Below are 22,739 nucleotides of genomic sequence, written 5' to 3' on the forward strand. Positions count from 1 at the left end.
CCGGCTCGGCGCACCTGATTATTTGGAGATACACAATGTCTACCTCCCCTGTCACCCTGATGGTTGCGCGCCGCGTGGCCAAAGGGCGCTATGAAGAATTGATGGCCTGGCTGCGCGAAGGCGAGCAATTGGCCACTGACTTCCCCGGTTACCTGGGTTCCGGTGTACTGGCACCGCCGCCCAATGACGACGAATTTCAAATCATCTTCCGCTTTGCCGACGAAAAAACCCTGCATGCCTGGGAGTTTTCCGCCTCGCGCAGTGCCTGGTTGAGCCGTGGCAGCGAGCTGTTCGCCGACCCGTCCGAGCATCGCGTCAGTGGCATCGATGGCTGGTTCGGCGCCGTGGGCGCACGGCCGCCCCGCTGGAAACAGGCTGTGGCGATCTGGCTGGCGTTTTTCCCGGTATCGCTGCTGTTCAACTTCGTCCTTGGGCCGCTGCTCAACGAATTGGACCTGGCCCCACGCATACTGGTCAGCACCCTGGCCCTCACGCCCTTGATGGTTTTCTGGTTCATTCCACTGTCAACGCACCTGCTGGCGAACTGGCTGCACCCCACACCGCCGCCGCGCAAGGTCGCCGAAGCTGCCGCTTGAGTACAGGGGCGGCCGGTCGCTGGTATAGTTTCAACCTGCCAGCGACTTGAGCCTCCCATGACTGCAACGAACGCCCCGATCCTGATCACCGGTGCCGGCCAGCGTGTCGGCCTGCATTGCGCCGAGCGCCTGCTGGACGAGGGCCAGCCGGTTATTTTCAGCTACCGCAGCGAGCGTCCAGGCGTTGAGGCCTTGCGCGAGCGTGGCGCGGTCGGCGTGTTTGCCGACTTCTCCAGTGAAGCCGGGATTCTGGCCTTCATCGCCCAACTGCAAACCCACACCAACAGCCTGCGCGCGATCATCCATAACGCTTCGGCGTGGGTCGCGGAAACGCCCGGCGACGAAAGCCGCGCATTTACCGACATGTTCAGCGTGCACATGCTTGCGCCGTACCTGATCAACCTGCATTGTTCACCCTTGCTGCAACGCTCTTCACCTGCCGACATTGTGCATATCAGCGACGACGTGGTGCGCAAAGGCAGCCGCCAGCATATTGCCTATTGCGCCACCAAGGCCGGGCTCGACAGCCTCACGTTGTCGTTTGCTGCGCAGTTCGCGCCGTTGATCAAGGTCAATGGCATTGCGCCGGCGATGGTGATGTTCAACGAGGGCGACGACGCGGCCTACCGCGCCAAGGTCCTGGCCAAATCGGCACTGGGCATCGAGCCCGGGCCCGAGGTGATCTACCAGAGCGTGCGTTACCTGCTGGACAACCCTTATGTCACCGGTACCACCCTGACCGTCAACGGCGGGCGGCATATCAAGTAAGCCGTTTGTGAGGATGTTGTATGACCTTGTCCCTGCCCCAACACTACCGCGAAATTCTCAAAGGCCTGGGCGAAGACCCGCAACGCGAAGGCTTGCTCGACACCCCCAAGCGCGCTGCCAAGGCCATGCAGTACTTGTGTCACGGCTACGAGCAGAACCTGGACGAAATCGTCAACGGTGCGCTGTTCGCGTCCGACAATGACGAGATGGTGATTCTTAAGGACATCGAGCTGTACTCGCTGTGCGAGCACCATTTGCTGCCCTTTATCGGCAAGGCCCATGTGGCCTATATTCCGACCGGCAAGGTGCTCGGGCTGTCGAAGCTGGCGCGCATTGTCGACATGTACGCCCGGCGCCTGCAGATCCAGGAAAACCTCACGCGGCAAATCGCCGACGCGATTCAGCAGGTCACCCAGGCCGCCGGCGTGGCGGTGGTGATCGAAGCCAAGCACATGTGCATGATGATGCGCGGCGTGGAAAAACAGAATTCAACCATGAACACCTCGGTGATGCTCGGCGCGTTCCGCGAGTCGAACACCACGCGCATGGAGTTCCTGCAACTGATTGGACGGAGCAAGTAGCAATGCCACAACTTCAACCAGGCATGGCGCGCATCCGGGTCAAGGACCTGTGCCTGCGCACCTTTATCGGCATCAACGAGGACGAAATCCTCAACAAGCAGGACGTGCTGATCAACCTGACCATCCTGTATGCCGCCCAGGAAGCCGTGCGCGACAACGACATCGACCATGCGCTGAACTACCGCACCATCACCAAGGCCATCATCGCCCACGTCGAAGGCAACCGCTTCGCCCTGCTCGAGCGTCTGACCCAGGAGCTGCTGGACCTGGTGATGAGCAACGAGTCGGTGCTGTACGCCGAAGTCGAAGTGGACAAGCCTCACGCGCTGCGCTTTGCCGAGTCGGTGTCGATAACGCTGGCTGCAAGCCGTTAGGGGCAAGCGATAAGCTAAAGGCCGACCACACTCCAACTTGCAGCTTGAAGCTTGCCCGCTTGAAGCTGTCTCAAAGAGACCACCATGAACGATCAACAACGCCTCGAACTCGAAGCCGCCGCCTTCCGCCGGCTGGTGGCACACCTGGACAGCCGCAAGGATGTACAGAACATCGACCTGATGAACCTCTCGGGCTTCTGCCGTAACTGCTTGTCCAAGTGGTACAAGGCCGAGGCCGACGAGCGCCACATCGAGCTGAGCCTCGATGACGCCCGTGAAGTGGTGTACGGCATGCCGTACGCCGAGTGGAAAGCCCAATACCAGAAAGAAGCCAATGCCGAGCAACAGGCGGCATTTGCCCAAGGAAAAACCCATGACTGATTTGAACACCCTGCGCGCCAGCCTCAACAGCGGCGAACACGTTTTTGCCGACACCTTGGCTTTTGTCGCTGCCGGTTACGACTACCAGCCGCAAGCCTTCACCAATGGCAGCGTGGAAAACGCCGCCGGGCAGAACGAAGGGTCGTGCAAGACCCTGGGCCTGGCGCTGTTGGAAGGCTTGAGCGATCAGGAAGCGCTGCTGGCGTTTGGTGAGCATTACCGTTCGGTGGTGGCTACGCCGGAAGGCAGTGACCACGGCAATATTCGTGCGCTGATCAAGCATGGGTTGGCGGGTGTGAAGTTCACTCAGCAGCCACTGACCCGCCGCTGATTCAATTGGATAACCCGGTTTAATGTGGGAGCTGGCTTGCCTGCGATAGCGGAGTGTCAGCCAACGCCGCTATCGCAGGCAAGCCAGCTCCCACAGTGATTGGGTTAACACTTCTGGACTGCAGTGCGGCATACATCGCGCGCATAAAAAACCGGCCTCGCAGCCGGTTTTTTCGTTTCAACGGGTTTAGAACGAAGCGTCCTTCAAACCGTCGAGGTAACGCTCGGCGTCCAGGGCCGCCATGCAGCCGGCGCCAGCCGAGGTGATGGCCTGGCGATAGACGTGGTCAGCCACGTCACCGGCGGCAAAGATGCCTTCGATGTTGGTCGCGGTGGCATTGCCTTCACGGCCGCCTTGCACCACCAGATAACCGTCTTTGGCTTCGAGCACGCCTTCGAACAGCGAGGTGTTCGGGGTGTGGCCGATCGCGATGAACACGCCGTCGACTTTCAGCTCGTCGAAGCTGCCATCGTTGTTTTTCAGGCGAGCGCCGGTCACGCCCATGTTGTCGCCCAGGACTTCGTCCAGGGTGGCGTTGAGCTTGAGGATGATCTTGCCTTCAGCGACACGGGCGTGCAGCTTGTCGATCAGGATCTTCTCGGCGCGGAAGGTCTCGCGGCGGTGAACCAGGGTCACGGTGCTGGCGATGTTGGCCAGGTACAGCGCCTCTTCGACGGCGGTGTTGCCACCACCGACCACGGCAACAGGCTTGTTGCGGTAGAAGAAACCGTCGCAGGTCGCGCAGGCAGATACGCCTTTGCCCATGAACGCTTCTTCCGACGGCAGGCCCAGGTAACGGGCGCTGGCGCCAGTGGCGATGATCAGCGCGTCACAGGTGTACACACCGCTGTCGCCGGTCAGGCTGTAAGGCTTTTTCGAGAAGTCGACCTGGTTGATGTGGTCGAAAACGATCTCGGTTTCAAAGCGCTCGGCGTGTTCTTTCATCCGCTCCATCAGCACCGGGCCGGTCAGGCCGTGGACGTCGCCCGGCCAGTTGTCGACTTCAGTGGTGGTGGTCAACTGACCGCCCGCCTGCATGCCGGTGATCAGCAGCGGCTTGAGGTTGGCCCGGGCAGCGTAAACGGCAGCGCTGTAACCGGCAGGGCCGGAACCGAGAATAATCACTCGCGAATGACGGGTATCAGACATGACTCACTCCTATCGACCGTCCGGACTACAGAACGGCTGGAATAAAAAAGGACCGCGAAGCACTTGGGGAAGGCTTGAACTCGCCGGTCCTGAAAAATAATGGGTGCAGCGTATCGAGGGGGGCAAGATTAAGGAAATACGGAATAACAATCCAGCTCATAGGTGGTCTCTATCCCTGCCACCCGATTAATCGACGCCATTGTGCTTTGATGTTACCGCTGATGTCGCTGCTTTCGCCCAGGATGCAAAGGCGGTAAGGTCGGCGCGTTTGTCATTCTGCTCGGAGTTCTCCATGCCCGCCCCTGCTCTTTCCGGCCCGCAATACCTGCGCGAAGGCCTCAAACTGGTATTGAGCCCAGGCCTGCGCCTGTTTGTAGTGCTGCCGCTGGCGATCAACCTGGTGCTGTTCGTCGGTTTGATCTACTTCGCCGGCCATCAGTTCAGCCTGTGGGTCGACACATTGATGCCGACGCTGCCGGGCTGGTTGAGTTTCCTCAGTTACATCCTGTGGCCGCTGTTTGTGGTGCTGGTGGTGCTGATGGTGTTTTTCACCTTCACCATGCTGGCGAATATCATCGCGGCGCCCTTCAACGGCTTTCTCGCAGAGAAAGTTGAAGTGGTGGTGCGCGGCACCGACGACTTCCCGCCGTTCAGCTGGGGCGAACTGGTGGCGATGGTGCCCCGCACGCTGGCGCGGGAAATGCGCAAGCTGGGCTACTTCCTGCCACGCGCCATCGGCCTGTTTATCCTGTCGTTCATTCCGGTGGTCAACCTGATCGCCGCGCCGTTGTGGCTGCTGTTCGGCGTGTGGATGATGGCGATCCAGTACATCGACTACCCGGCAGACAACCACAAGCTGGGCTGGAACGAGATGCTCGCCTGGCTGCGCAAGAAGCGCTGGCAGAGCATGAGCTTCGGCGGCATCGTCTACCTGGTGCTGCTGGTGCCCGTGGTCAACCTGCTGATGATGCCAGCGGCGGTGGCCGGGGCCACGCTGTTCTGGGTACGCGAGCAAGGCGCCGAGGCGATGGCGACGCAGAAAGTGACCCGGTCATAAATCCATCATGCCAATGACACAATGACGACATGGCCCACGGTGACACTGTGGGTCATGACGACAGCTTCGCTTCACATCACCCTGATCACCGAAACCTTCCCGCCAGAGATCAACGGGGTGGCCAATACCCTTGGCCGCCTGTGTGAAGGTTTGCGCGCGCGCGGCCATCAGGTCGAGTTGGTGCGCCCACGCCAGGGCAGCGATCAAAGCCGCCCCAGCGATGACGCGCTGCTGCTGTGCCGCGGCTGGCCGCTGCCGGGCTACCCCGGCCTGCAATGGGGCCAGTCGTCGATGCATAAGTTGCTGCGCCGCTGGACCCGTCAGCGTCCCGACGTGCTCTACATCGCCACCGAAGGCCCATTGGGCTTGTCGGCGTTGCGCGCAGCACGGCGCCTGGGCATCAGCGTGGTCAGTGGCTTTCACACCAACTTCCAGCAGTACTCGAACCAATACGGTTTGAGCCTGCTCAGCCGCATGGTCACGCACTATTTGCGCTGGTTCCATAACCGCTCGACGCTGACGCTGGTCCCCAGCACCAGTCAGCGCCTGGAGCTGGAGCGGCGGAATTTCGAGCGTCTGGGAATGTTGGCGCGCGGGGTCGACAGCCAGTTGTTCCACCCGGCGAAACGCGACCACGCGTTGCGGGAAAGTTGGGCATTGAACGCTGAACAGATCGCTGTGCTGCACGTAGGTCGACTGGCGCAGGAGAAAAACCTGGGGCTGCTCAAGCGCTGCTTTGAAACCTTGCAAGACACCTATCCGTTGCGCCAGATGAAACTGATCATCGTCGGCGATGGCCCACAACGCACGATGCTGGAAAAGGAACTGCCAGAGGCGATTTTCTGCGGCACCCTGCGCGGTGAAGAACTGGCCCGGCATTACGCTTCCGGCGATGTGTTCCTGTTCCCCAGCCTGACCGAAACCTTCGGCAACGTGGTGCTGGAAGCCATGGCCTCGGGATTGGGGGTGGTGGCCTACGATCAGGCGGCCGCAACCCAGCATATCCGCCATGGCTACAACGGCGTGCTGGCGATGCCGGGGGATGAGGCTGCGTTTTGCGATGCCGCCAATTGGTTGCTGGAAGATGCAGAGAGCCTGCGCCGTATGCGCCTGAACGCTCGCCAACATGCGAGCCGCCAGGGCTGGCCGGCGATTATCGAACAGTTCGAACGTCAGTTACGCGGAGTGTGCAAGGACGGACACCCGGTGCCCGCCCTTTCGCCTCTTACACCAGGGTCGTCAACGCCTCACGACTGAACGGCAGGATGTCGCCCTCACGCCCCTCGCGCACCTTCACCGCCCAATCCGGGTCCACCAGCAAGGCACGGCCCACAGCGACCAGGTCGAACTCGTCGTTGTTGAGGCGCTCCAGCAGCATTTCCAGGCTGGCGGGCTGCGCGACCTTGTCGGTGTTGACCATAAACTGCAGGAACTCACCGTCCAGGCCGACGCTGCCGACGGTGATGGTCGGCTTGCCGGTGAGCTGGCGGGTCCAGCCGGCCAGGTTGAGGTCGGAGCCTTCGAATTCCGGCTCCCAGAAACGACGGGTTGAGCAGTGGAAAATATCCACACCCGCGTCGGACAACGGCTTGAGGAACTCACCCAGCGCCTCGGGTGTTTGCACCAGGCGCGCAGTGTAGTCCTGCTGCTTCCACTGCGAGAAACGCAGGATGATCGGGAAGTCCGGGCCTACGGCGGCGCGGGTGGCCTGGATCAATTCGATGGCAAACCGCGAACGGTTGGCCAGACTGCCACCGTATTCGTCGGTGCGCTGGTTGGTGCCTTCCCAGAAGAACTGATCAACCAGGTAACCGTGGGCGCCGTGGATCTCTACGCCGTCCATGCCGATGCGCTGGGCATCCTTGGCGGCTTGGGCGAAGGCATTGATCACGTCCTGGATGTCCTGGGTGGTCATGCCGTGGACGACCACATTGCCGTCCTTGAGTTTTTCCATCGGGCCGTAGGCCGGTACGCTGGCGTCAGGCTCGGTGCCGATACGGCGCACGCTGCCCACGTGCCACAGTTGCGGCACGATCTTGCCGCCTTCGGCGTGTACGGCGTCGACCACTTCTTTCCAGCCGGCCAGCGCGGCCTCACCGTAAAAATGCGGAACGTTCGGGTAACCGTTGGAGGCCTGATGACCGACCACGGTGCCTTCGGTGATGATCAGGCCCACGCCGGCGGCAGCGCGGCGGCGGTAGTATTCGATGACCTTGGCATTGGGCACGCCACCCGGCGAAAACGAACGGGTCATGGGCGCCATGACCACGCGGGTCGACAGTTGCAGTGCACCGAGCTGGAAAGGTTTGAACAAGGCTTGGACAGGCATGGGAGCACTCCGCGGAAGAGGTATTTATGATGCGGATAATATGGGCAGTGCGCAGCGCGTGAAAGCACTATTGATTTGGGTGATTAAGGGGTAAAAGTCAGGAGTGAATCACCACAAACGTGTGGCGAGCGGGCTTGACCCGGGTTGGGCGGCGCAGTGGCCCTGTTTGAAGCCAGCGCGGTTATCGGCTTAATGCGGTGTGGGTTTTGGGGCTGCTTCGCAGCCCAACGCGGGGCAAGCCCGCTCGCCACGACAAGCCGGCTCGTCATGACAAGAGCGCTCGCGACAAGGAGCGCGCTTGCCGATAAAAGCCTTTGGCAGCGTTCAGCTCAGGGCTTTTTCGATGGCTTGCACGATCGTCGGATCATCTGGCGCGGTACGCGGCGAGAATCGAGCCAGCACTCGGCCGTCCTTGCCGAGCAGGAACTTCTCGAAGTTCCAGGTGATATCCCCGGGAAACTCGGCGCCCTCGCCCGCCAGTAAGCGGTACAACTGGTGGCGATCGTGGCCGTTGACATCGAGCTTGCTGCCCAATGGGAAGGTCACGCCGTAGTTCACGTTACAGAACGCCTGGATTTCTTCCTCGGTGCCCGGTTCCTGGCCTGCAAACTGGTTGCACGGCAGGCCCAATACGGTAAATCCCTGGCCCTTGTACTGCTGATAGAGGTTTTCCAACGCCGCGTATTGCGGGGTCAAGCCACATTTGGAGGCCACATTCACCACCAGCACAACTTGCCCCTTGAAGGGCGCCAGCGGTAGCTCTTGACCGTCCAAAGCTTTGAGTTTCAGGTCGTGGAAAGCACTCATGACGAACTCCAGATATCCCATGTTCTTCGCGTTGCGGCCGTTCGAGATTACAGACTGCAAGCCTGCAATCATAGACGCCGATTACAAAACTCGCCCGCCGGTTACTGAGCGGTCGGCCACGGCAAAATCGGAATCGCCGTGACTGCGTTTTGCGGGCTGCCTTCGATCAAACGGTCGCTGTAGACGAGGTAAACCAGGGTATTGCGCTTCTTGTCGAGGAAGCGCACCACCTGCATGGTCTTAAATACCAGCGAGGTGCGTTCCTTGAACACTTCGTCGCCATCCTTGAGCTCACCGTTGAAATGAATCGGGCCAACCTGGCGGCAGGCTATCGAGGCTTCGGCGCGGTCCTCGGCCAGGCCCAGGCCGCCTTTGACGCCGCCCGTCTTGGCGCGCGACAGGTAGCAGGTCACGCCATCAACCTTGGGATCATCAAACGCCTCGACCACGATCCGGTCGTTAGGCCCGACAAATTTGAACACCGTCGACACCTGGCCAATTTCTTCAGCCGAGGCCAGCAGCGGCAGAGCCAGCAACAGGCCGAGTACTCCGTTCATGAAGCGCATCGTGTATTCCCTTTATTTAGACCAGGATCAGGTTATCGCGGTGAACCAGTTCGGGTTCGGCCATGTAACCTAATAGTCCGACAATCGCGTCAGACGATTGTCCAATGATTTTCTGCGCTTCAAGGGCGCTGTAGTTGGCCAGGCCACGGGCGATCTCACGACCGTCGGGCGCCACACACACCACCATCTCGCCACGGCGGAAGCTGCCCTGCACCAATTTGACGCCCACTGGCAGCAGGCTCTTGTTGCCTTGGGACAGCGCCGACACGGCACCATCGTCCAGCACCAGCGTGCCACGGGTTTGCAGGTGTCCGGCCAGCCACTGCTTGCGTGCCGCCAGCATGCCGCGTTCCGGCGACAGCAACGTGCCGATGCGCTCACCGGCCTTGAGACGGTCCAGCACACGCTCCAGGCGCCCGCCGACGATGATGGTATGCGCACCGGAACGCGCGGCCAGGCGTGCAGCACGCAGCTTGGTCTGCATGCCGCCACGGCCCAGCGCGCCGCCGACACTGCCGGCCACGGCATCCAGCGCCGGGTCATCGGCGCGGGCTTCGTAGATCAGCTGGGCATCGGGGTTGTTGCGCGGGTCGGCGTCGAACATGCCGTCGCGGTCGGTGAGGATCACCAGCAGGTCGGCCTCCACCAGGTTGGCCACCAGCGCGGCCAGGGTGTCGTTGTCGCCGAAGCGAATTTCGTCGGTGACCACCGTGTCATTCTCGTTGATCACCGGGATCACTTTGAGCTCGACCAACGCGCGCAGGGTGCTGCGGGCGTTGAGGTAGCGCTTGCGGTCGGACAGGTCGTCGTGGGTCAGCAGGATCTGCGCCGTGTGGCGGCCATGCTCGGCAAAGCTGGACTCCCAGGCTTGCACCAGGCCCATCTGGCCAATGGCAGCGGCGGCTTGCAGCTCGTGCATCGCGCTGGGTCGCGCGGTCCAGCCGAGGCGGCTCATGCCGGCGGCCACAGCCCCGGACGACACCAGCACCAACTCGACACCGGCCTCATGCAAGGCCACCATCTGCTCGACCCAGACGCTCATGGCTGCGCGATCCAGACCTTTGCCATCCGCCGTCAGCAGCGCACTTCCGATCTTTACGACCCAGCGCTGCGCACCTGTCACTTTGCTCCGCATCATCTTCAACCTTAGATTGAGGGCTGCGCGACCCAGCGCGGCCCATAACGTTATTCGTGACTACTTTAGTGACTGCTCGTATACCCAGATACCAAAACGCCGCTCAAGTGAGCGGCGCTTAAGTTTACTGCAACGAATCAGTCGCGCACGTAAATGATTTCCGGACCGTCTTCATCATCTACGTCTTCTTCGTCCCAATCATCGTCGCCGATGTCATGGACCGACTTCACGCCGCTGCGACGCAGGGCACGCTGGTCATCCAAAGCCTGCAGCTGGGCACGGGCTTCGTCTTCGATCTGTTGATCGAGCTCAGCGAGTTCGGCCTTGAATACCGGGTCGGCCGCCAGGCGGTCGGCGCGGTCTTCCAGGTAGCGCATGATGTCGCGGGTCAGGCGTTCGGTGCCTTCTTTGGCGATGGCCGAGATCACGTAGACCGGACCTTCCCACTCCAGGCGATCGACGATTTCCTTGACGCGCTCTTCGTGCTCTTCTTCCAGGATCTGGTCGCACTTGTTGAGTACCAACCAACGATCGCGCTCGGCCAGGGCCGGGCTGAACTTGGTCAGTTCGCTGACGATCACTTCGGCGGCGTCCGGTGCGCTGGTGTCATCCAGCGGCGCCATGTCGACGAGGTGCAGCAGCAAACGGGTACGCGACAAGTGCTTGAGGAAGCGAATCCCCAGGCCGGCGCCATCGGAAGCACCTTCGATCAAGCCTGGAATGTCGGCGATCACGAAGCTTTTCCAGCGGTCCACGCTGACCACGCCCAGGTTTGGAACCAGAGTGGTGAACGGGTAGTCGGCGACTTTCGGCTTGGCGGCCGAGACCGAGCGGATGAAGGTACTTTTGCCGGCATTCGGCAGGCCCAACAGGCCGACGTCTGCCAGTACTTTCATTTCCAGCTTGAGGTCTCGCTGCTCGCCCGGCTTGCCCGGCGTGGTCTGGCGTGGTGCACGGTTGGTACTGGACTTGAATCGGGTGTTACCCAGACCGTGCCAGCCGCCCTGCACAACCATCAGTTTCTGGCCGGCCTTGGTCAGGTCGCCAATCACTTCCTGGGTGGCCGAGTCGATGATCGTGGTGCCGACCGGTACGCGCAGTACCAGGTCTTCGCCTTTTTTACCGGTGCAGTCGGTGCTGCCGCCGTTGGAGCCACGCTCGGCATCGAAGTGCCGGGTGTAACGGTAGTCGACCAGGGTGTTGAGGTTTTCGTCGGCCATCATGTAGATAGAACCGCCGTCACCGCCGTCACCACCGTTGGGGCCACCGTTTTCGATGAATTTTTCGCGACGGAAACTCATGCAACCGTTACCGCCGTCGCCTGCTTTTACTCGGATGGAAACTTCATCAACGAACTTCATAACAAAACGCCTCTCGTCGCATGGACGAGCTTAAGAAACCAAGACATAAGACTCTTGCAAAAATGAGCGCAGCGACCTCAAACAATGACCGCGTATCCAGCGCCTGAGCTCATTACAAACAGCTTTGCAAGAGACTCACTCCACAAACGAAAAAGCCCCGTCGCGAGACAGGGCTTTTCCAGCGATCGCGCAATTAAGCGGCGACAACGCTCACGTAACGGCGGTTGAAAGCGCCTTTTACTTCAAACTTGATCACGCCTTCGATTTTAGCGAAGAGGGTGTGATCTTTACCCATGCCAACACCGTAACCGGCGTGGAATTGGGTGCCGCGCTGACGCACGATGATGTTGCCCGGAATGATTTTCTGGCCGCCATACATCTTCACGCCAAGGCGTTTGGCTTCTGAGTCGCGACCGTTACGGGTACTACCACCAGCTTTTTTGTGTGCCATGAGTCAATTCTCCTAGTGAGGAATTAGGCTGAAATTAAGCCTGAATACCGGTGATTTTGATCTCGGTGTACCACTGGCGGTGGCCCATACGCTTCATGTGGTGCTTACGACGACGGAACTTGATGATGCGGACTTTATCGTGACGACCTTGGGAGATCACTTCAGCCACAACGGTAGCGCCAGCAACAACTGGAGCGCCGATGTTCACGTCATCGCCATTGGCGACCAACAGAACGCGATCAAAGGTAACGGATTCGCCAGTGGCGACTTCCAGTTTTTCGATCTTCAGGTATTCACCTGGGGCGACCTTGTATTGCTTGCCACCAGTAACAATTACTGCGTACGACATGGTATTTCTCCGATAATCCTGCTCACCCAGCGCTTTATAAGAAGAGGTATTGGCTGGCATGGCTGCATGGGATGGACGTCCCGAATGCAATTGCGTAAGGCAGGTGCTGCCCAGGAAGTTCAGGGTGCGCGATTGTACGCAAGGCAACGGAGCGTTGCAAGAGGCCGTCTATCGCGCCTTGACACCCGGGGGTGAGGGTCCTAGCATGCCGCGCAACCCTTCTGGAGCGACTGTCGCTGATGCAACCCCAAGCTTTCTACCGCGCGGTCGCGGACGATTTTAGCGCCGTCGACGGCATCATCAAGCAGCAGCTGACTTCTAAAGTGCCGCTGGTCTCCAAAATTGGCGACTATATTACGTCGGCGGGCGGCAAACGCCTGCGTCCTTTATTAGTGTTGCTGTGTGGCAAGGCCTTGGGCCGCGAAGGCGATGACCTGCGCCTGCTGGCCGCCACCATCGAATTCCTGCACACCGCCACCCTGCTGCATGACGACGTGGTCGACATGTCCGGCATGCGCCGTGGCCGTGAGACCGCCAATGCCATGTGGGGCAACGCCCCCAGCGTGTTGGTCGGCGATTTTCTGTACTCGCGCTCGTTCGAAATGATGGTCGAACTGGGCTCGATGCCGGTGATGAAGATTCTTTCACAAGCCACGCGCATCATCGCCGAAGGCGAAGTGTTGCAGCTGTCGAAGATCCGCGACGCCAGCACCACCGAAGAAACCTACATGGAAGTGATCCGCGGCAAAACCGCGATGCTCTTCGAAGCCTCCACTCACAGTGCTGCTGCCCTGTGCGGCGCCACTGCCGAACAGGCCGAAGCCCTGCGTACCTTTGGTGATCACCTGGGCGTGGCGTTCCAGTTGGTGGACGACCTGCTCGATTACAAGGGCGACGCCGAAACCCTGGGCAAGAACGTCGGTGACGACCTGGCCGAGGGCAAGCCGACCTTGCCGCTGATCTACACCATGCGCGAAGGCACGCCGGAACAGGCTGCCCTGGTGCGCAAGGCGATCCAGAAAGGTGGGATCGAAGACCTGGAGGCCATCCGCGCAGCAGTGGAAGCCTCGGGCTCTCTGGAGTACACCGCGCAACTGGCGCGTGACTACGTCGCCCGCGCCATCAAGTGCCTTGAAGCCCTGCCTGCCAGCGAATACCGCGATGCGCTGGTCGAGCTGAGTGAATTCGCGGTCGCCCGTACGCACTGACGACGATTGATGCAGTGGGCTTGTGTGGGAGCGGGCTTGCTCGCGAATGCGGTGGATCGGTGAGAAATATCCAGCTGATCCGCCGCCTTCGCGAGCAAGCCCGATCCCACATCTAGATCCCATTGCCAACCACTACCCGCTCGCGCTTCAAATCCCTATATAATGTGCGACTTTAGCCATTCCTGACTTTCAAGGAGCTTTAGTGAGCACGTTGCCACCCTGCCCGAAATGCAATTCCGAATACACCTACGAAGATGGCGCCCAGCTGATCTGCCCGGAATGCGCCCATGAGTGGTCCGCCAATGGCGAGGCCGAAGCAGCCGGTGATGAAACCGTGAAGAAAGACTCTGTAGGCAACGTCCTGCAAGACGGCGACACCATTACCGTGATCAAAGACCTCAAGGTCAAAGGCACTTCCCTGGTGGTCAAGGTGGGCACCAAGGTCAAAAACATCCGCCTGTGCGACGGTGATCACGACATCGATTGCAAGATCGACGGTATCGGCCCGATGAAACTCAAGTCCGAGTTTGTGCGCAAAGTCTGAATCTGCTGCCTCCATCCCGCGCCCGCCGCGGGATGGCGTTTCGCCCTCTACGTTGATCACGCGCAATATCCACACAGAAAAACCAGGAAACCGCCAATAGGCACTTGCTATTCTACGAATAAGAATTATTCTCATTGAAACCCATCAAGGAGAACGACTCATGACTTATTTGATAGATGCCTGGCTGGACCGCCCACACCCATACCTGCGAATCCTGCATCGGGAAACCGGTGAAGTCTGTGCAGTGTTGGAAGAAGAAGCGCTGAATGAGCTGCAGGACCAGGGCGATCTGGACGTGAATGGCCTGAGTTCCAGTGAACCTGGGGTGCTGAAGGAAGTGGTGCGTAATCTGTTTCTGTTCTGCTATGCCCGAGCGTTGCGCCCGACGACTGAGGTCAATGGCAAGTTCCATCCATGAGCGAGCCAACACACAGGCCCTATGTGGGAGCTGGCTTGCCTGCGATAGCCTCAACTCGGTAAGGCGTCAGACCGAGTCGTCTGCATCGCGGGCAAGCCCGGCTCCCACATAAAGCCGATGCCAGTGCTATCAGGTCTTACAGAACGTCGAGCAGCTCGACGTCGAACACCAGAACGCTGTGCGGCGGGATGCTGCCAACGCCTTGAGCGCCGTAAGCCAGTTCGCTCGGCACGTACAGACGCCATTTGCTGCCGGCATTCATCAGTTGCAGGGCTTCGGTCCAGCCGGCGATCACGCCGCCAACCGGGAATTCTGCAGGCTGGCCGCGCTCGTAGGAGCTGTCGAACACAGTGCCGTCGATCAGGGTACCGTGGTAGTGAGTACGCACTTGGTCTTCACGGGTCGGCTTGGCGCCTGTACCGGCAGTCAGTACTTCAAACTGCAGGCCGGAAGCCAGGGTAGTGATGCCATCACGCTTGGCGTTTTCAGCCAGGAACGCCAGGCCAGCGCCAGCCGCGGCTTCAGCCTTGGCAGCCGCTTCGGCTTGCATGATTTCACGGATAACTTTGAAGCTGGCCGCCATTTGCTCTTGGTCAACGCGGCTTGGCTTGCCGGCGAACGCGTCGGTCAGGCCAGCCAGGATGGCGTCGATGCTCACGCCCGGTGGCGGGTTGTCGCGCAGTTGGTCGCCCAACTGACGGCCGATACCGTAGCTGACGCGGGTTTCGTCGGTGGACAGATTAACTTCGGACATGAAGAGGCTCCGCTGTAGGGCCATTACGAAAAACGCTGTTTTGCGTGGCGGCCCTGAACTAAAAGGGCCAGCAGACTAGCACACAAGACCCGCCGATGATGAGCCCCCCGTCCCCGGCCTCTGAGGGCCGGCAGGGAATCGATTGCTCTACGGCGATGGCGACCCTTTGTCGCACCCGGATTAAAAACATTTCAGAATCCCCCGCCTGCGCCGATACAGCCCTACACACTTTGGCTGGCTCAAACAACAACACCGTCCAGCAGACATACATCATTCTTGCGGAGCATTCGATGAATAGCTGGTTCGGCAACATCAGCGTCAACCTCAAACTCGGCCTGGGCTTCGGCCTGGTGCTGGTCCTCACGTCGATCCTGGCACTGACCGGCTGGACCAGCCTGGGCGGCCTGATCGACCGCAGCAACTGGATGAGCGACATCACCCAGCTCAATGCCTCGCTGACCAAGCTGCGCATCGTGCGCCTGCAATACATGCTGGCCAACGGCGACGAAGCCGTGGCACAGAACGTACAGACCAGTCTCGACGCCTTCGCCGCCCAGCAACAGAAACTGCTGGACAGCTTCAAGAGCCCGGAAAACCTCAAGCTGCTCAACGAGCAGAAAGCCGTCATCACCGCGTACCAGCAGTCCCTGAACAAAATGCGCGAGGCCTACCGTAACGGTAACGCCGCACGCCAGGTCATGGGCGACAAGGCCGACATCGCCAACACCCAGATCGACGCGCTGGAAACCAGTGTGCAGCAGATGCCCGACAGTCCGGAGCGCTTCACCCAGTACCAGGCCGTCACGCGCGCCAAGGAAGAGTTCCAGTTGAGCCGCTATGAAGTGCGCGGCTACACCTACAATCCCAGCGCAGAGACCGAAGTCCGCGCCGCCGCACAGATTGAAAAAGCCATCAGTGGTTTGAAAAATCTCAGCGCCGCACTCGGCGCCAGCCAACAAAGCGCGTTGACCTCGCTGGAAACCGCGCTCGGCGCCTATCGCAGCGCCGTGCAAAGTTACAAGGCGGCCAACGCCAACATCGTCAGTGCCCGTGCGGAAATGACCACCCAAGGCGCCGATATCGTCACCATCAGCGACAAGCTGTACGACATTCAACTGAATCGCCGTGACGCCGAAAGTACCCAGGCCCGCAGCCTGCAACTGATCAGCACCTTGCTTGCCCTACTGGTCGGCATCATTGCTGCACTGGTGATTACCCGTCAGATCACTCGCCCGATCCAGGACACCCTGGCCGTGGTGGAGCGCATCGCTTCCGGCGACCTGAGCCACAACATCCAGGTGACCCGTCGTGACGAGTTGGGCGTATTGCAACAAGGCATCCAGCGCATGGGCACCACCCTGCGTGAGTTGATCAGCGGTATTCGCGATGGCGTGACCCAGATCGCCAGCGCCGCCGAAGAACTGTCGGCCGTAACCGAGCAGACCAGTGCTGGCGTCAACAGCCAGAAGATCGAGACCGATCAAGTCGCCACGGCGATGCACGAAATGACGGCTACCGTGCAGGAAGTCGCACGCAACGCCGAGCAAGCCTCGCTGGCCGCTGCCGACGCCGACGGCCAAGCCCGCGCGGGCGACAAAGTGGTGGCCGAGGCCATCGCCCAGATCGAACGCCTCGCTGCTGAAGTGGCGCGCTCTACCGACGCCATGACGCACCTGCAGCAAGAGAGCAACAAGATCGGCAGCGTAATGGACGTGATCAAGGCCGTGGCCGAGCAAACCAACCTGCTGGCACTCAACGCCGCGATTGAAGCAGCGCGTGCCGGTGAAGCCGGTCGCGGCTTTGCCGTGGTCGCCGACGAAGTGCGTGGCCTGGCCCAGCGCACACAAAAATCCACCGAAGAAATCGAAGGCCTGGTCGCCGGCCTGCAGAACGGCACTCAGCAAGTGGCCACCGTGATGAACAACAGCCGCAGCCTCACCGACAGCAGCGTTGAGCTGACGCGCAAAGCGGGTGTGTCGCTGGAAAATATCACCCGTACGGTGTCGAACATCCAGTCGATGAACCAGCAGATTGCAGCCGCGGCCGAGCAGCAAAGTGCCGTGGCCGAAGAGATCAGCCGCAGCATTGTGAACGTGCGTGATGTGTCCGAGCAGACCGCAACGGCGAGCGACGAGACGGCCAAGTCGAGCGTAGAACTGGCGCGTCTGGGCAGCCAATTGCAGCAGATGGTCAGCCACTTCCGGGTTTAAAAAACCAAAAAACCGCCTCGGCCGAAACCGAGGCGGCTCCACTTCTCAGACCTTACAGGTCATCGAAGCTGTCCCGCAGGAATGTCCACACGTGATAAACACGCAGGGCACTCACTACGAGGTTCCACGTACGTCGTGCAAACTTAGACATACTCGGCCCTCCAAGCGTTGGGCCTTACCTCCAGCGCACTTACCGGAACACGTGAGCCTTGGGATGCACATCACTGCTTCCTTTGAGGCGGCCGGGCTTTGGTTCCTCCCGCATCAATCCGGCACGGATTACTAGCCCGTGGCGTTCGGTCCATTATTCCGCGCGCATACCCAACCACCTACAAAACGACGTACTTGGAACGGCGCTGATACTAACCAACCTCCCGGTAAAAGGTGTGACGGGCATCGATAAAATCTATAGAAAGGTCCGCGAATTCATTGCCAAACTTTACCGCGCATTTTGGGTGAAAAATGAAAAGTCCCGATCGTCGCCAAGTCTTGCCTGGCGTAATAACCAGCAGTAGTATCCGCGTTGCACATCACTGCTTCCAATGAGACAGCAACCCCAGCCACTCACTGGGTTTGCAATAAAAAACCGCCCTACTAAGGCGGTTTTTTATTGCCTGCAATTGCCCTGTCAGCCCTCGCCTTCCTCGACAAACACCAGCCGATTACCAAACGGATCGCCGATGCTCATCTCCCGCGAGCCCCACGGCGTTTTTTCAACGACAGGCTTGGCATACCGATAATCCTTGGCCAGCAATTGCTGCTGATACGCGTCCACGCCTTGCGCCTGAATCCGCACCGCTGACCCCGGCGACGCATCGCCATGATGCTCGGACAAATGCAGCACGCACTCACCCAACGACACCTGCAGATACAACGGGAAATTCGCTTCGAAGCGATGCTGCCAGTCGACCTTGAACCCGAGGAAGTCGACGTAGAATTCCAACGCTTTGGCTTCGTCGAATATCCGCAGAATGGGGGTGACTTTTCCTAAGTGCATGACGACAGCTCCGTGTATGAAAGCGCCCACTATAGAGTCGAAAACCCACCACGCAAATCCCCATTGCGCGCCAAAAACCGCCCTGGCCGCTGACCATTGGCCTGCCCCTCGCTGTAGCTCAACACACCATTGATCCACACGCCATCAATGCCTTCAGCCGCGCGTTGTGGCGCCTTGAAGTCCGCCACGTCGCGCACCCGCAATGGGTCGAACAACACCAGGTCAGCCCAATACCCTTGACGAATTTCCCCACGCTCGGCCAAGCCAAAGCGCGCCGCCGACAGCCCGGTCATCTTGTGCACCGCCGTGTGCAGCGGGAACAACCCCACGTCCCGGCTGAAATGCCCCAACACCCGTGGAAACGCGCCCCATAAGCGTGGATGCGGGAACGGGTCTTCCGGCAAGCCATCAGAGCCCACCATCGACAGCGGATGCGCAAGGATGCGTCGTACATCCTCCTCATCCATCCCGTAGTACACCGCCCCCGCCGGTTGCAGGCGACGTGCTGCGTCCAGCAGCGAAACGTCCCACTCGGCGGCAATATCCTGCAAGTCGCGCCCGCCGACCTCCGGGTGCGGCGTCGACCAGGTGATGGTGATGCGAAACGCATCGGTGACCTGCTTGAGGTCCAGGGTCGAAGAGCTGGCCGCATAGGGATAACAATCACAGCCCACCGGATGGGTTTTTGCAGCCAGTTCCAGCGACGCCAACAGCTGCGGACTGCGCCCCCAGTTGCCCGCACCGGCGCACTTGAGGTGGGAAATAATCACTGGTGCCTTGGCGTGTCGGCCGATCAAAAACGCTTCGTCCATCGCTTCCAGCACGGGCTCGAATTCGCTGCGCAAATGCGTGGTGTACACCGCGCCAAACGCCGTCAGTTCTTCACTGAGTTGCAGCACTTCATCGGTCTGGGCATTAAACGCGCTGGCGTAGGCCAGGCCTGTGGATAAACCCAGCGCGCCAGCCTCAAGACTTGCTCGCAACTGCACACGCATGGCACCGATTTCATCCGGCGTGGCGGTGCGGTGCAGGTCGTCCATATGGTTGCTGCGCAGCGCCGTATGGCCGATCAACGCCGCGACGTTGACCGCCGGATGAGCGCTTTCTACAGCAGCGCGGTAATCGGCAAACCGCGGGTAAGCGAACGCCTCACGCGTGCCCAGCAGGTTCATCGGGTCCGGCGGATCGCTGCGCAACGTCACCGGCGAGGCGCTGATGCCGCAGTTGCCGACAATCACCGTGGTCACGCCCTGGCTGAGTTTGGGCAGCATCTGCGGATGGCGGATCACCACCGTGTCGTCGTGGGTGTGCACGTCAATAAACCCCGGCGCCAGGACACGACCCTGCGCCTCGATCTCATGCTCGGCCTGCGCAGTCGCCAGGTCGCCGATTGTCTCGATACGCCCGTCACGCAGCCCTACATCGGCGACATAGCCTGGTGTGTTGCTGCCATCAATGATCAGCGCCTGGCGAATCAGCGTGTCGTATTTCATATCAATCTCCAAGCGGCAGGCTATCGGGGCCGCCGCGATAATCGTCCAGGGCCAGCTTGATCCGGCGCAGGCGTTCCTGGTTCTCGTCCGGCATGACCAGCGCCAGCTCGGTGGCGAGCAGGTCGATGGCCAACAGCATTCCGTAGCGCGCCGCGGTGGGCTTGTAGATAAAACTGGTTTCGGCCGGCTGCAGCGGCAACAACACGTCCGCCAGCTGCGCCAGCGGTGAATCGGCCAAGGTGATGGCGACGATGGGCGCATCGTAATTGCGCGCCAGCCTCACCACGTCCAACAACTCGGGCGTGAGGCCAGAGAGCGAACACACGATCAGCGCCTGCTCAGGGCCCAAGGTCGCGGCGGTGACGCGCATCATCACCGGGTCGCGGCAAGCGGCAATCGGGTAACCCAGGCGCACCAGTCGCACTTGCAACTCTTCACTGCACAGGCTCGACGGGCCGCCCATGCCGAATGCGTGAATCATCCGCGCCTTGCCCAACAGGCTGACGGCATCGACAAAACTCGCCTGGTTGAACCCCGACAGATGCTGACGCAAGGTCAATTCGATATCGCCGAGAATCTGCCGATGAAACGCCGACTGCTCCGGCAACCCCGCCGGGTCCAGGAAGCGGCTGCCCACCCCGCTGGCCTGGGCCAGTTGCAAGCGTAAATCGCGCAAGTCGCGGCAGCCGACGCTGCGGGCAAACCGCGACAAGGTCGCTGTGCTGACTTCGGCGCGTTGGGACAACTCCTCCAGGCTGGCCGACGCGGCAAAGCCCACGTCATCGAGCATCAGCTTGGCGATACGCCCTTCGCCAGCGCTGAAGGAGCCCTGGCGGGCGCGGATCTGGTAGAGGATGTCCATCGGGGCTCCGGATTACAAATGAGGCTCATAAAACAAGCGACAGGCCGTAAGTCAGACCGAACGCGACCACCGAGATCAACGTCTCCAGCACGGTCCAGGTCTTGAAGGTCTGGATCACCGTCATATTGAAGTATTCCTTGATCAGCCAGAAGCCGCCGTCGTTGACGTGGGAAAAGATCACCGAACCCGCGCCAGTCGCCAGCACCAGCAACTCAGGGTGTGGATAACCCAGGCCCATGGCGACGGGCGCGACCACACCGGAGGCCGTGGTCATGGCCACGGTGGCCGAGCCGGTGGCGATGCGCATCAACGCAGCAAACAACCAGCCCATCACCAGCGGCGACAGATGGAAGGCGTGGGCCAGGCCGAGAATTTCATTGGTGACGCCCGCGTCCACCAAAATGCGATTCAAGCCACCACCGGCGCCCACCAGCAAGGTAATGCTGGCGGTCGGAGCAAGGCATTCGTTGGTGAACTTGAGGATCGCCTCGCGGTTGAAGCCCTGGGCCAGGCCCAAGGTCCAGAAGCTCACCAACGTGGCCACCAACAGCGCGATCACCGAGTTGCCGATAAACAGCAGGAACTGGTTAAAGCCAGTGCCGGGTGTGGAAATCACATTGGCCCAGCCGCCGATCATCATCAGCACCACCGGCAACAGGATGGTGCCCATGGTCAGGGTAAAGCTCGGCAAACGGGTGCGCGGCTCGCGCTCGATAAACTGGCGTTCCAGCGGGTTCTGCGCCGGCAAGTGAATGCGCGGCACGATGAACTTGGCGTACAACGGGCCGGCGATGATGGCCGTGGGGATACCGATCAAAATCGCATACAGCACGGTCTGCCCAACCGAGGCGTTATACGCCAGCACCGCCATCATCGCCGCCGGGTGCGGCGGCACCAGCGCATGCACCACCGACAAACCGGCGACCATCGGCAAGCCGACCATCAGAATCGACACGCCAACTCGCCGCGCCACGGTAAAGGCAATCGGCACCAGCAACACAAAACCGACCTCGAAAAACAGCGGCAGCCCCACCAGGAAGGCAATACACACCATCGCCCAGTGCGCATTGCGCTCGCCGAAGCGGTTGATCAGCGTACGCGCCACCTGCTCGGCGCCGCCGGACTCGGCCATCATCTTGCCGAGCATGGTGCCCAGCGCCACCACCAGGGCAATGTGCCCCAGGGTTTTACCCACGCCCGCCTCGTACGAGCCCATGATGGTGTCCGCCGGCATGCCGGCCATCAGCGCCAGGCCAATGGACACCAAGGTGATGACGATAAACGGGTTGAGTCGGTAACGTGCGATCAGCACGATCAATGCAATGATGGCGATGGCAGCGTATGCCAACAGCCCCAAGCCCAGTGGTGCGGCCATGCGGTACTCCTTGGAAAGGGTCACGTCGAATTGGTTGTGAAACTCATAAATCATTCCTCGATTAAATTTTCAATTTCTATGAAAGTAATTTTCGCCCACGGATAAGTGCTGTCGCTTGGGGACATGCCCGGCGCCAGCCAATGAAAATCCGAGGGGTGTTCTTACATGAAGTTTTGCCGTGCCGAAACTCAACCGTAAGGGCCGAGTCTGAGAGGGCAGCCCTACCATCGTTCAGGAATCCCGACAATGAATCGCAAGACTCTGCTTGTTCCTTTCGCCGCCAGCGCGCTGTTGCTGGCGTTCTGCAGCAGCGCCTCGGCCGCCGAGAATGCGGCGCTGAAAAAATGCATGGACAGCGCCAACACCACCGTCGACATGGTCAATTGCAACGTCAAGGAAACCAAGGTCCAGGACGATCGCCTGAACAAAGCCTATAAAACCGCCCTGGCCGCCCAGGAAGGCGACCGCCAGCAGAAGCTGCAGGACGTGCAGCGCCTGTGGCTCAAATACCGTGACGCCAATTGCGCCTTCGCAGGCAGTGCCACGGGCGGCACCATCGACCAGGTCAACGGCTCCGGCTGCGTGCTGGACATGACCCAGACCCGCGCCCAGGAACTCGAAGACCTGGTCGGGCCGTGATCAG

26 protein-coding genes and 1 pseudogene are annotated in these 22,739 nt (G+C 60.4%); 14 read left to right on the forward strand and 13 right to left on the reverse strand.

Annotated features, from left to right (window positions below; all coding sequences use genetic code 11):
• The first annotated feature begins 35 nt into the window (after positions 1-35).
• From ABWL43_RS24365 to ABWL43_RS24390, 6 genes are all read left to right on the forward strand, one after another.
• On the forward strand, positions 36-596 hold the full coding sequence (locus ABWL43_RS24365) for an antibiotic biosynthesis monooxygenase (RefSeq protein ID WP_242201111.1): 561 nt from the start codon (positions 36-38) through the stop codon (positions 594-596).
• A gap of 57 nt (positions 597-653) precedes the next feature.
• A complete protein-coding gene (gene folM, locus ABWL43_RS24370; protein WP_404484907.1) occupies positions 654-1,364 on the forward strand; it encodes a dihydromonapterin reductase in 711 nt (236 codons plus the stop codon).
• A 20-nt stretch (positions 1,365-1,384) separates the two neighbouring features.
• Entirely contained in the window at positions 1,385-1,945 is a 561-nt protein-coding gene (gene folE / locus ABWL43_RS24375; protein WP_145164314.1) for a GTP cyclohydrolase I FolE, read from the forward strand.
• 2 nt (positions 1,946-1,947) lie between these two features.
• Entirely contained in the window at positions 1,948-2,319 is a 372-nt protein-coding gene (gene folX, locus ABWL43_RS24380; protein ID WP_003194073.1) for a dihydroneopterin triphosphate 2'-epimerase, read from the forward strand.
• An 84-nt stretch (positions 2,320-2,403) separates the two neighbouring features.
• The gene (locus tag ABWL43_RS24385) at positions 2,404-2,700 is read left to right on the forward strand and encodes a DUF1244 domain-containing protein (RefSeq protein ID WP_242201113.1); all 297 of its coding nucleotides are present in this window, start codon (positions 2,404-2,406) and stop codon (positions 2,698-2,700) included.
• A complete protein-coding gene (locus ABWL43_RS24390) occupies positions 2,693-3,031 on the forward strand; it encodes a HopJ type III effector protein (protein ID WP_404484912.1) in 339 nt (112 codons plus the stop codon). The genes ABWL43_RS24385 and ABWL43_RS24390 overlap by 8 nt, the downstream gene beginning before the upstream one ends.
• Positions 3,032-3,217: 186 nt before the next feature.
• Here ABWL43_RS24390 and trxB read toward each other — a convergent pair whose 3' ends face one another.
• Complete coding sequence (gene trxB / locus ABWL43_RS24395; RefSeq protein WP_010206474.1) at positions 3,218-4,180, reverse strand: thioredoxin-disulfide reductase; 963 nt, start codon at positions 4,178-4,180, stop codon at positions 3,218-3,220.
• Between the two features lie 292 nt (positions 4,181-4,472).
• On the opposite strand from trxB, the gene cysZ reads away from it, so the two are divergent.
• Together cysZ and ABWL43_RS24405 are read left to right on the forward strand one after the other, a co-directional pair.
• Positions 4,473-5,237 carry a sulfate transporter CysZ gene (gene cysZ, locus ABWL43_RS24400; RefSeq protein WP_404484915.1) on the forward strand — a complete coding sequence of 255 codons (765 nt, stop codon included), beginning with the start codon at positions 4,473-4,475 and terminating at the stop codon, positions 5,235-5,237.
• Between the two features lie 54 nt (positions 5,238-5,291).
• Positions 5,292-6,494: a glycosyltransferase family 1 protein gene (locus ABWL43_RS24405; RefSeq protein ID WP_119736716.1), complete on the forward strand. Its 1,203-nt coding sequence runs from the start codon at positions 5,292-5,294 to the stop codon at positions 6,492-6,494.
• Here ABWL43_RS24405 and ABWL43_RS24410 read toward each other — a convergent pair.
• The 7 genes from ABWL43_RS24410 to rplU form a co-directional block, all read right to left on the reverse strand.
• The gene (locus tag ABWL43_RS24410) at positions 6,463-7,566 is read right to left on the reverse strand and encodes an NADH:flavin oxidoreductase (protein WP_404484918.1); all 1,104 of its coding nucleotides are present in this window, start codon (positions 7,564-7,566) and stop codon (positions 6,463-6,465) included. The genes ABWL43_RS24405 and ABWL43_RS24410 overlap by 32 nt on opposite strands.
• A 324-nt stretch (positions 7,567-7,890) precedes the next feature.
• The gene (locus tag ABWL43_RS24415) at positions 7,891-8,373 is read right to left on the reverse strand and encodes a glutathione peroxidase (protein ID WP_106578205.1); all 483 of its coding nucleotides are present in this window, start codon (positions 8,371-8,373) and stop codon (positions 7,891-7,893) included.
• Between the two features lie 101 nt (positions 8,374-8,474).
• A complete protein-coding gene (locus tag ABWL43_RS24420; RefSeq protein ID WP_404484922.1) occupies positions 8,475-8,939 on the reverse strand; it encodes a CreA family protein in 465 nt (154 codons plus the stop codon).
• Positions 8,940-8,955: 16 nt separating this feature from the next.
• Positions 8,956-10,074 (reverse strand): glutamate 5-kinase, encoded by a 1,119-nt coding sequence (gene proB / locus ABWL43_RS24425; protein ID WP_026013771.1) that lies wholly within the window; start codon positions 10,072-10,074, stop codon positions 8,956-8,958.
• A gap of 137 nt (positions 10,075-10,211) precedes the next feature.
• Complete coding sequence (gene cgtA / locus ABWL43_RS24430; protein ID WP_016976186.1) at positions 10,212-11,435, reverse strand: Obg family GTPase CgtA; 1,224 nt, start codon at positions 11,433-11,435, stop codon at positions 10,212-10,214.
• A 193-nt stretch (positions 11,436-11,628) separates the two neighbouring features.
• A complete protein-coding gene (gene rpmA, locus ABWL43_RS24435; protein ID WP_003176049.1) occupies positions 11,629-11,886 on the reverse strand; it encodes a 50S ribosomal protein L27 in 258 nt (85 codons plus the stop codon).
• 34 nt (positions 11,887-11,920) lie between these two features.
• Complete coding sequence (rplU, locus tag ABWL43_RS24440; protein ID WP_007950961.1) at positions 11,921-12,235, reverse strand: 50S ribosomal protein L21; 315 nt, start codon at positions 12,233-12,235, stop codon at positions 11,921-11,923.
• 239 nt (positions 12,236-12,474) lie between these two features.
• Here rplU and ABWL43_RS24445 point away from each other — a divergent pair, with 239 nt between their 5' ends.
• The 3 genes from ABWL43_RS24445 (at position 12,475) to ABWL43_RS24455 (ending at position 14,405) form a co-directional block, all read left to right on the forward strand.
• Positions 12,475-13,443: a polyprenyl synthetase family protein gene (locus tag ABWL43_RS24445; RefSeq protein ID WP_145164326.1), complete on the forward strand. Its 969-nt coding sequence runs from the start codon at positions 12,475-12,477 to the stop codon at positions 13,441-13,443.
• A 202-nt stretch (positions 13,444-13,645) separates the two neighbouring features.
• Entirely contained in the window at positions 13,646-13,987 is a 342-nt protein-coding gene (locus tag ABWL43_RS24450; RefSeq protein ID WP_017254008.1) for a zinc ribbon domain-containing protein YjdM, read from the forward strand.
• 160 nt (positions 13,988-14,147) lie between these two features.
• Positions 14,148-14,405 (forward strand): hypothetical protein, encoded by a 258-nt coding sequence (locus tag ABWL43_RS24455; RefSeq protein WP_145164332.1) that lies wholly within the window; start codon positions 14,148-14,150, stop codon positions 14,403-14,405.
• Positions 14,406-14,541: 136 nt separating this feature from the next.
• Here the strand turns inward: ABWL43_RS24455 and ABWL43_RS24460 are convergent, their stop codons facing one another.
• The gene (locus tag ABWL43_RS24460; RefSeq protein WP_106578202.1) at positions 14,542-15,159 is read right to left on the reverse strand and encodes an FKBP-type peptidyl-prolyl cis-trans isomerase; all 618 of its coding nucleotides are present in this window, start codon (positions 15,157-15,159) and stop codon (positions 14,542-14,544) included.
• Positions 15,160-15,584: 425 nt separating this feature from the next.
• On the opposite strand from ABWL43_RS24460, the pseudogene ABWL43_RS24465 reads away from it, so the two are divergent.
• Together ABWL43_RS24465 and ABWL43_RS24470 are read left to right on the forward strand one after the other, a co-directional pair.
• Positions 15,585-16,466, forward strand: a pseudogene (locus tag ABWL43_RS24465) (methyl-accepting chemotaxis protein); the annotation flags it as partial.
• A gap of 198 nt (positions 16,467-16,664) precedes the next feature.
• Positions 16,665-17,369, forward strand: coding sequence for a methyl-accepting chemotaxis protein (locus ABWL43_RS24470; RefSeq protein ID WP_404488488.1), 705 nt, complete (start codon positions 16,665-16,667; stop codon positions 17,367-17,369).
• Positions 17,370-17,997: 628 nt separating this feature from the next.
• Here ABWL43_RS24470 and ABWL43_RS24475 read toward each other — a convergent pair.
• The 4 genes from ABWL43_RS24475 to ABWL43_RS24490 are packed head-to-tail and all read right to left on the reverse strand — an operon-like array spanning position 17,998 to position 22,096.
• Positions 17,998-18,366 (reverse strand): glyoxalase superfamily protein, encoded by a 369-nt coding sequence (locus ABWL43_RS24475; protein WP_404484929.1) that lies wholly within the window; start codon positions 18,364-18,366, stop codon positions 17,998-18,000.
• A gap of 29 nt (positions 18,367-18,395) precedes the next feature.
• The gene (locus ABWL43_RS24480) at positions 18,396-19,859 is read right to left on the reverse strand and encodes an amidohydrolase family protein (RefSeq protein WP_404484931.1); all 1,464 of its coding nucleotides are present in this window, start codon (positions 19,857-19,859) and stop codon (positions 18,396-18,398) included.
• A 1-nt stretch (position 19,860) separates the two neighbouring features.
• Complete coding sequence (locus ABWL43_RS24485) at positions 19,861-20,721, reverse strand: MurR/RpiR family transcriptional regulator (protein ID WP_404484933.1); 861 nt, start codon at positions 20,719-20,721, stop codon at positions 19,861-19,863.
• A 25-nt stretch (positions 20,722-20,746) separates the two neighbouring features.
• Positions 20,747-22,096, reverse strand: coding sequence for a gluconate:H+ symporter (locus ABWL43_RS24490; RefSeq protein ID WP_242201127.1), 1,350 nt, complete (start codon positions 22,094-22,096; stop codon positions 20,747-20,749).
• 246 nt (positions 22,097-22,342) lie between these two features.
• Between ABWL43_RS24490 and ABWL43_RS24495 the strand changes: the two genes are divergently transcribed.
• Complete coding sequence (locus ABWL43_RS24495) at positions 22,343-22,735, forward strand: lysozyme inhibitor LprI family protein (protein ID WP_404484936.1); 393 nt, start codon at positions 22,343-22,345, stop codon at positions 22,733-22,735.
• The last annotated feature ends 4 nt before the right edge of the window (positions 22,736-22,739 follow it).

This window comes from Pseudomonas sp. HT11 (assembly GCF_044875395.1).
GTDB lineage: Bacteria > Pseudomonadota > Gammaproteobacteria > Pseudomonadales > Pseudomonadaceae > Aquipseudomonas.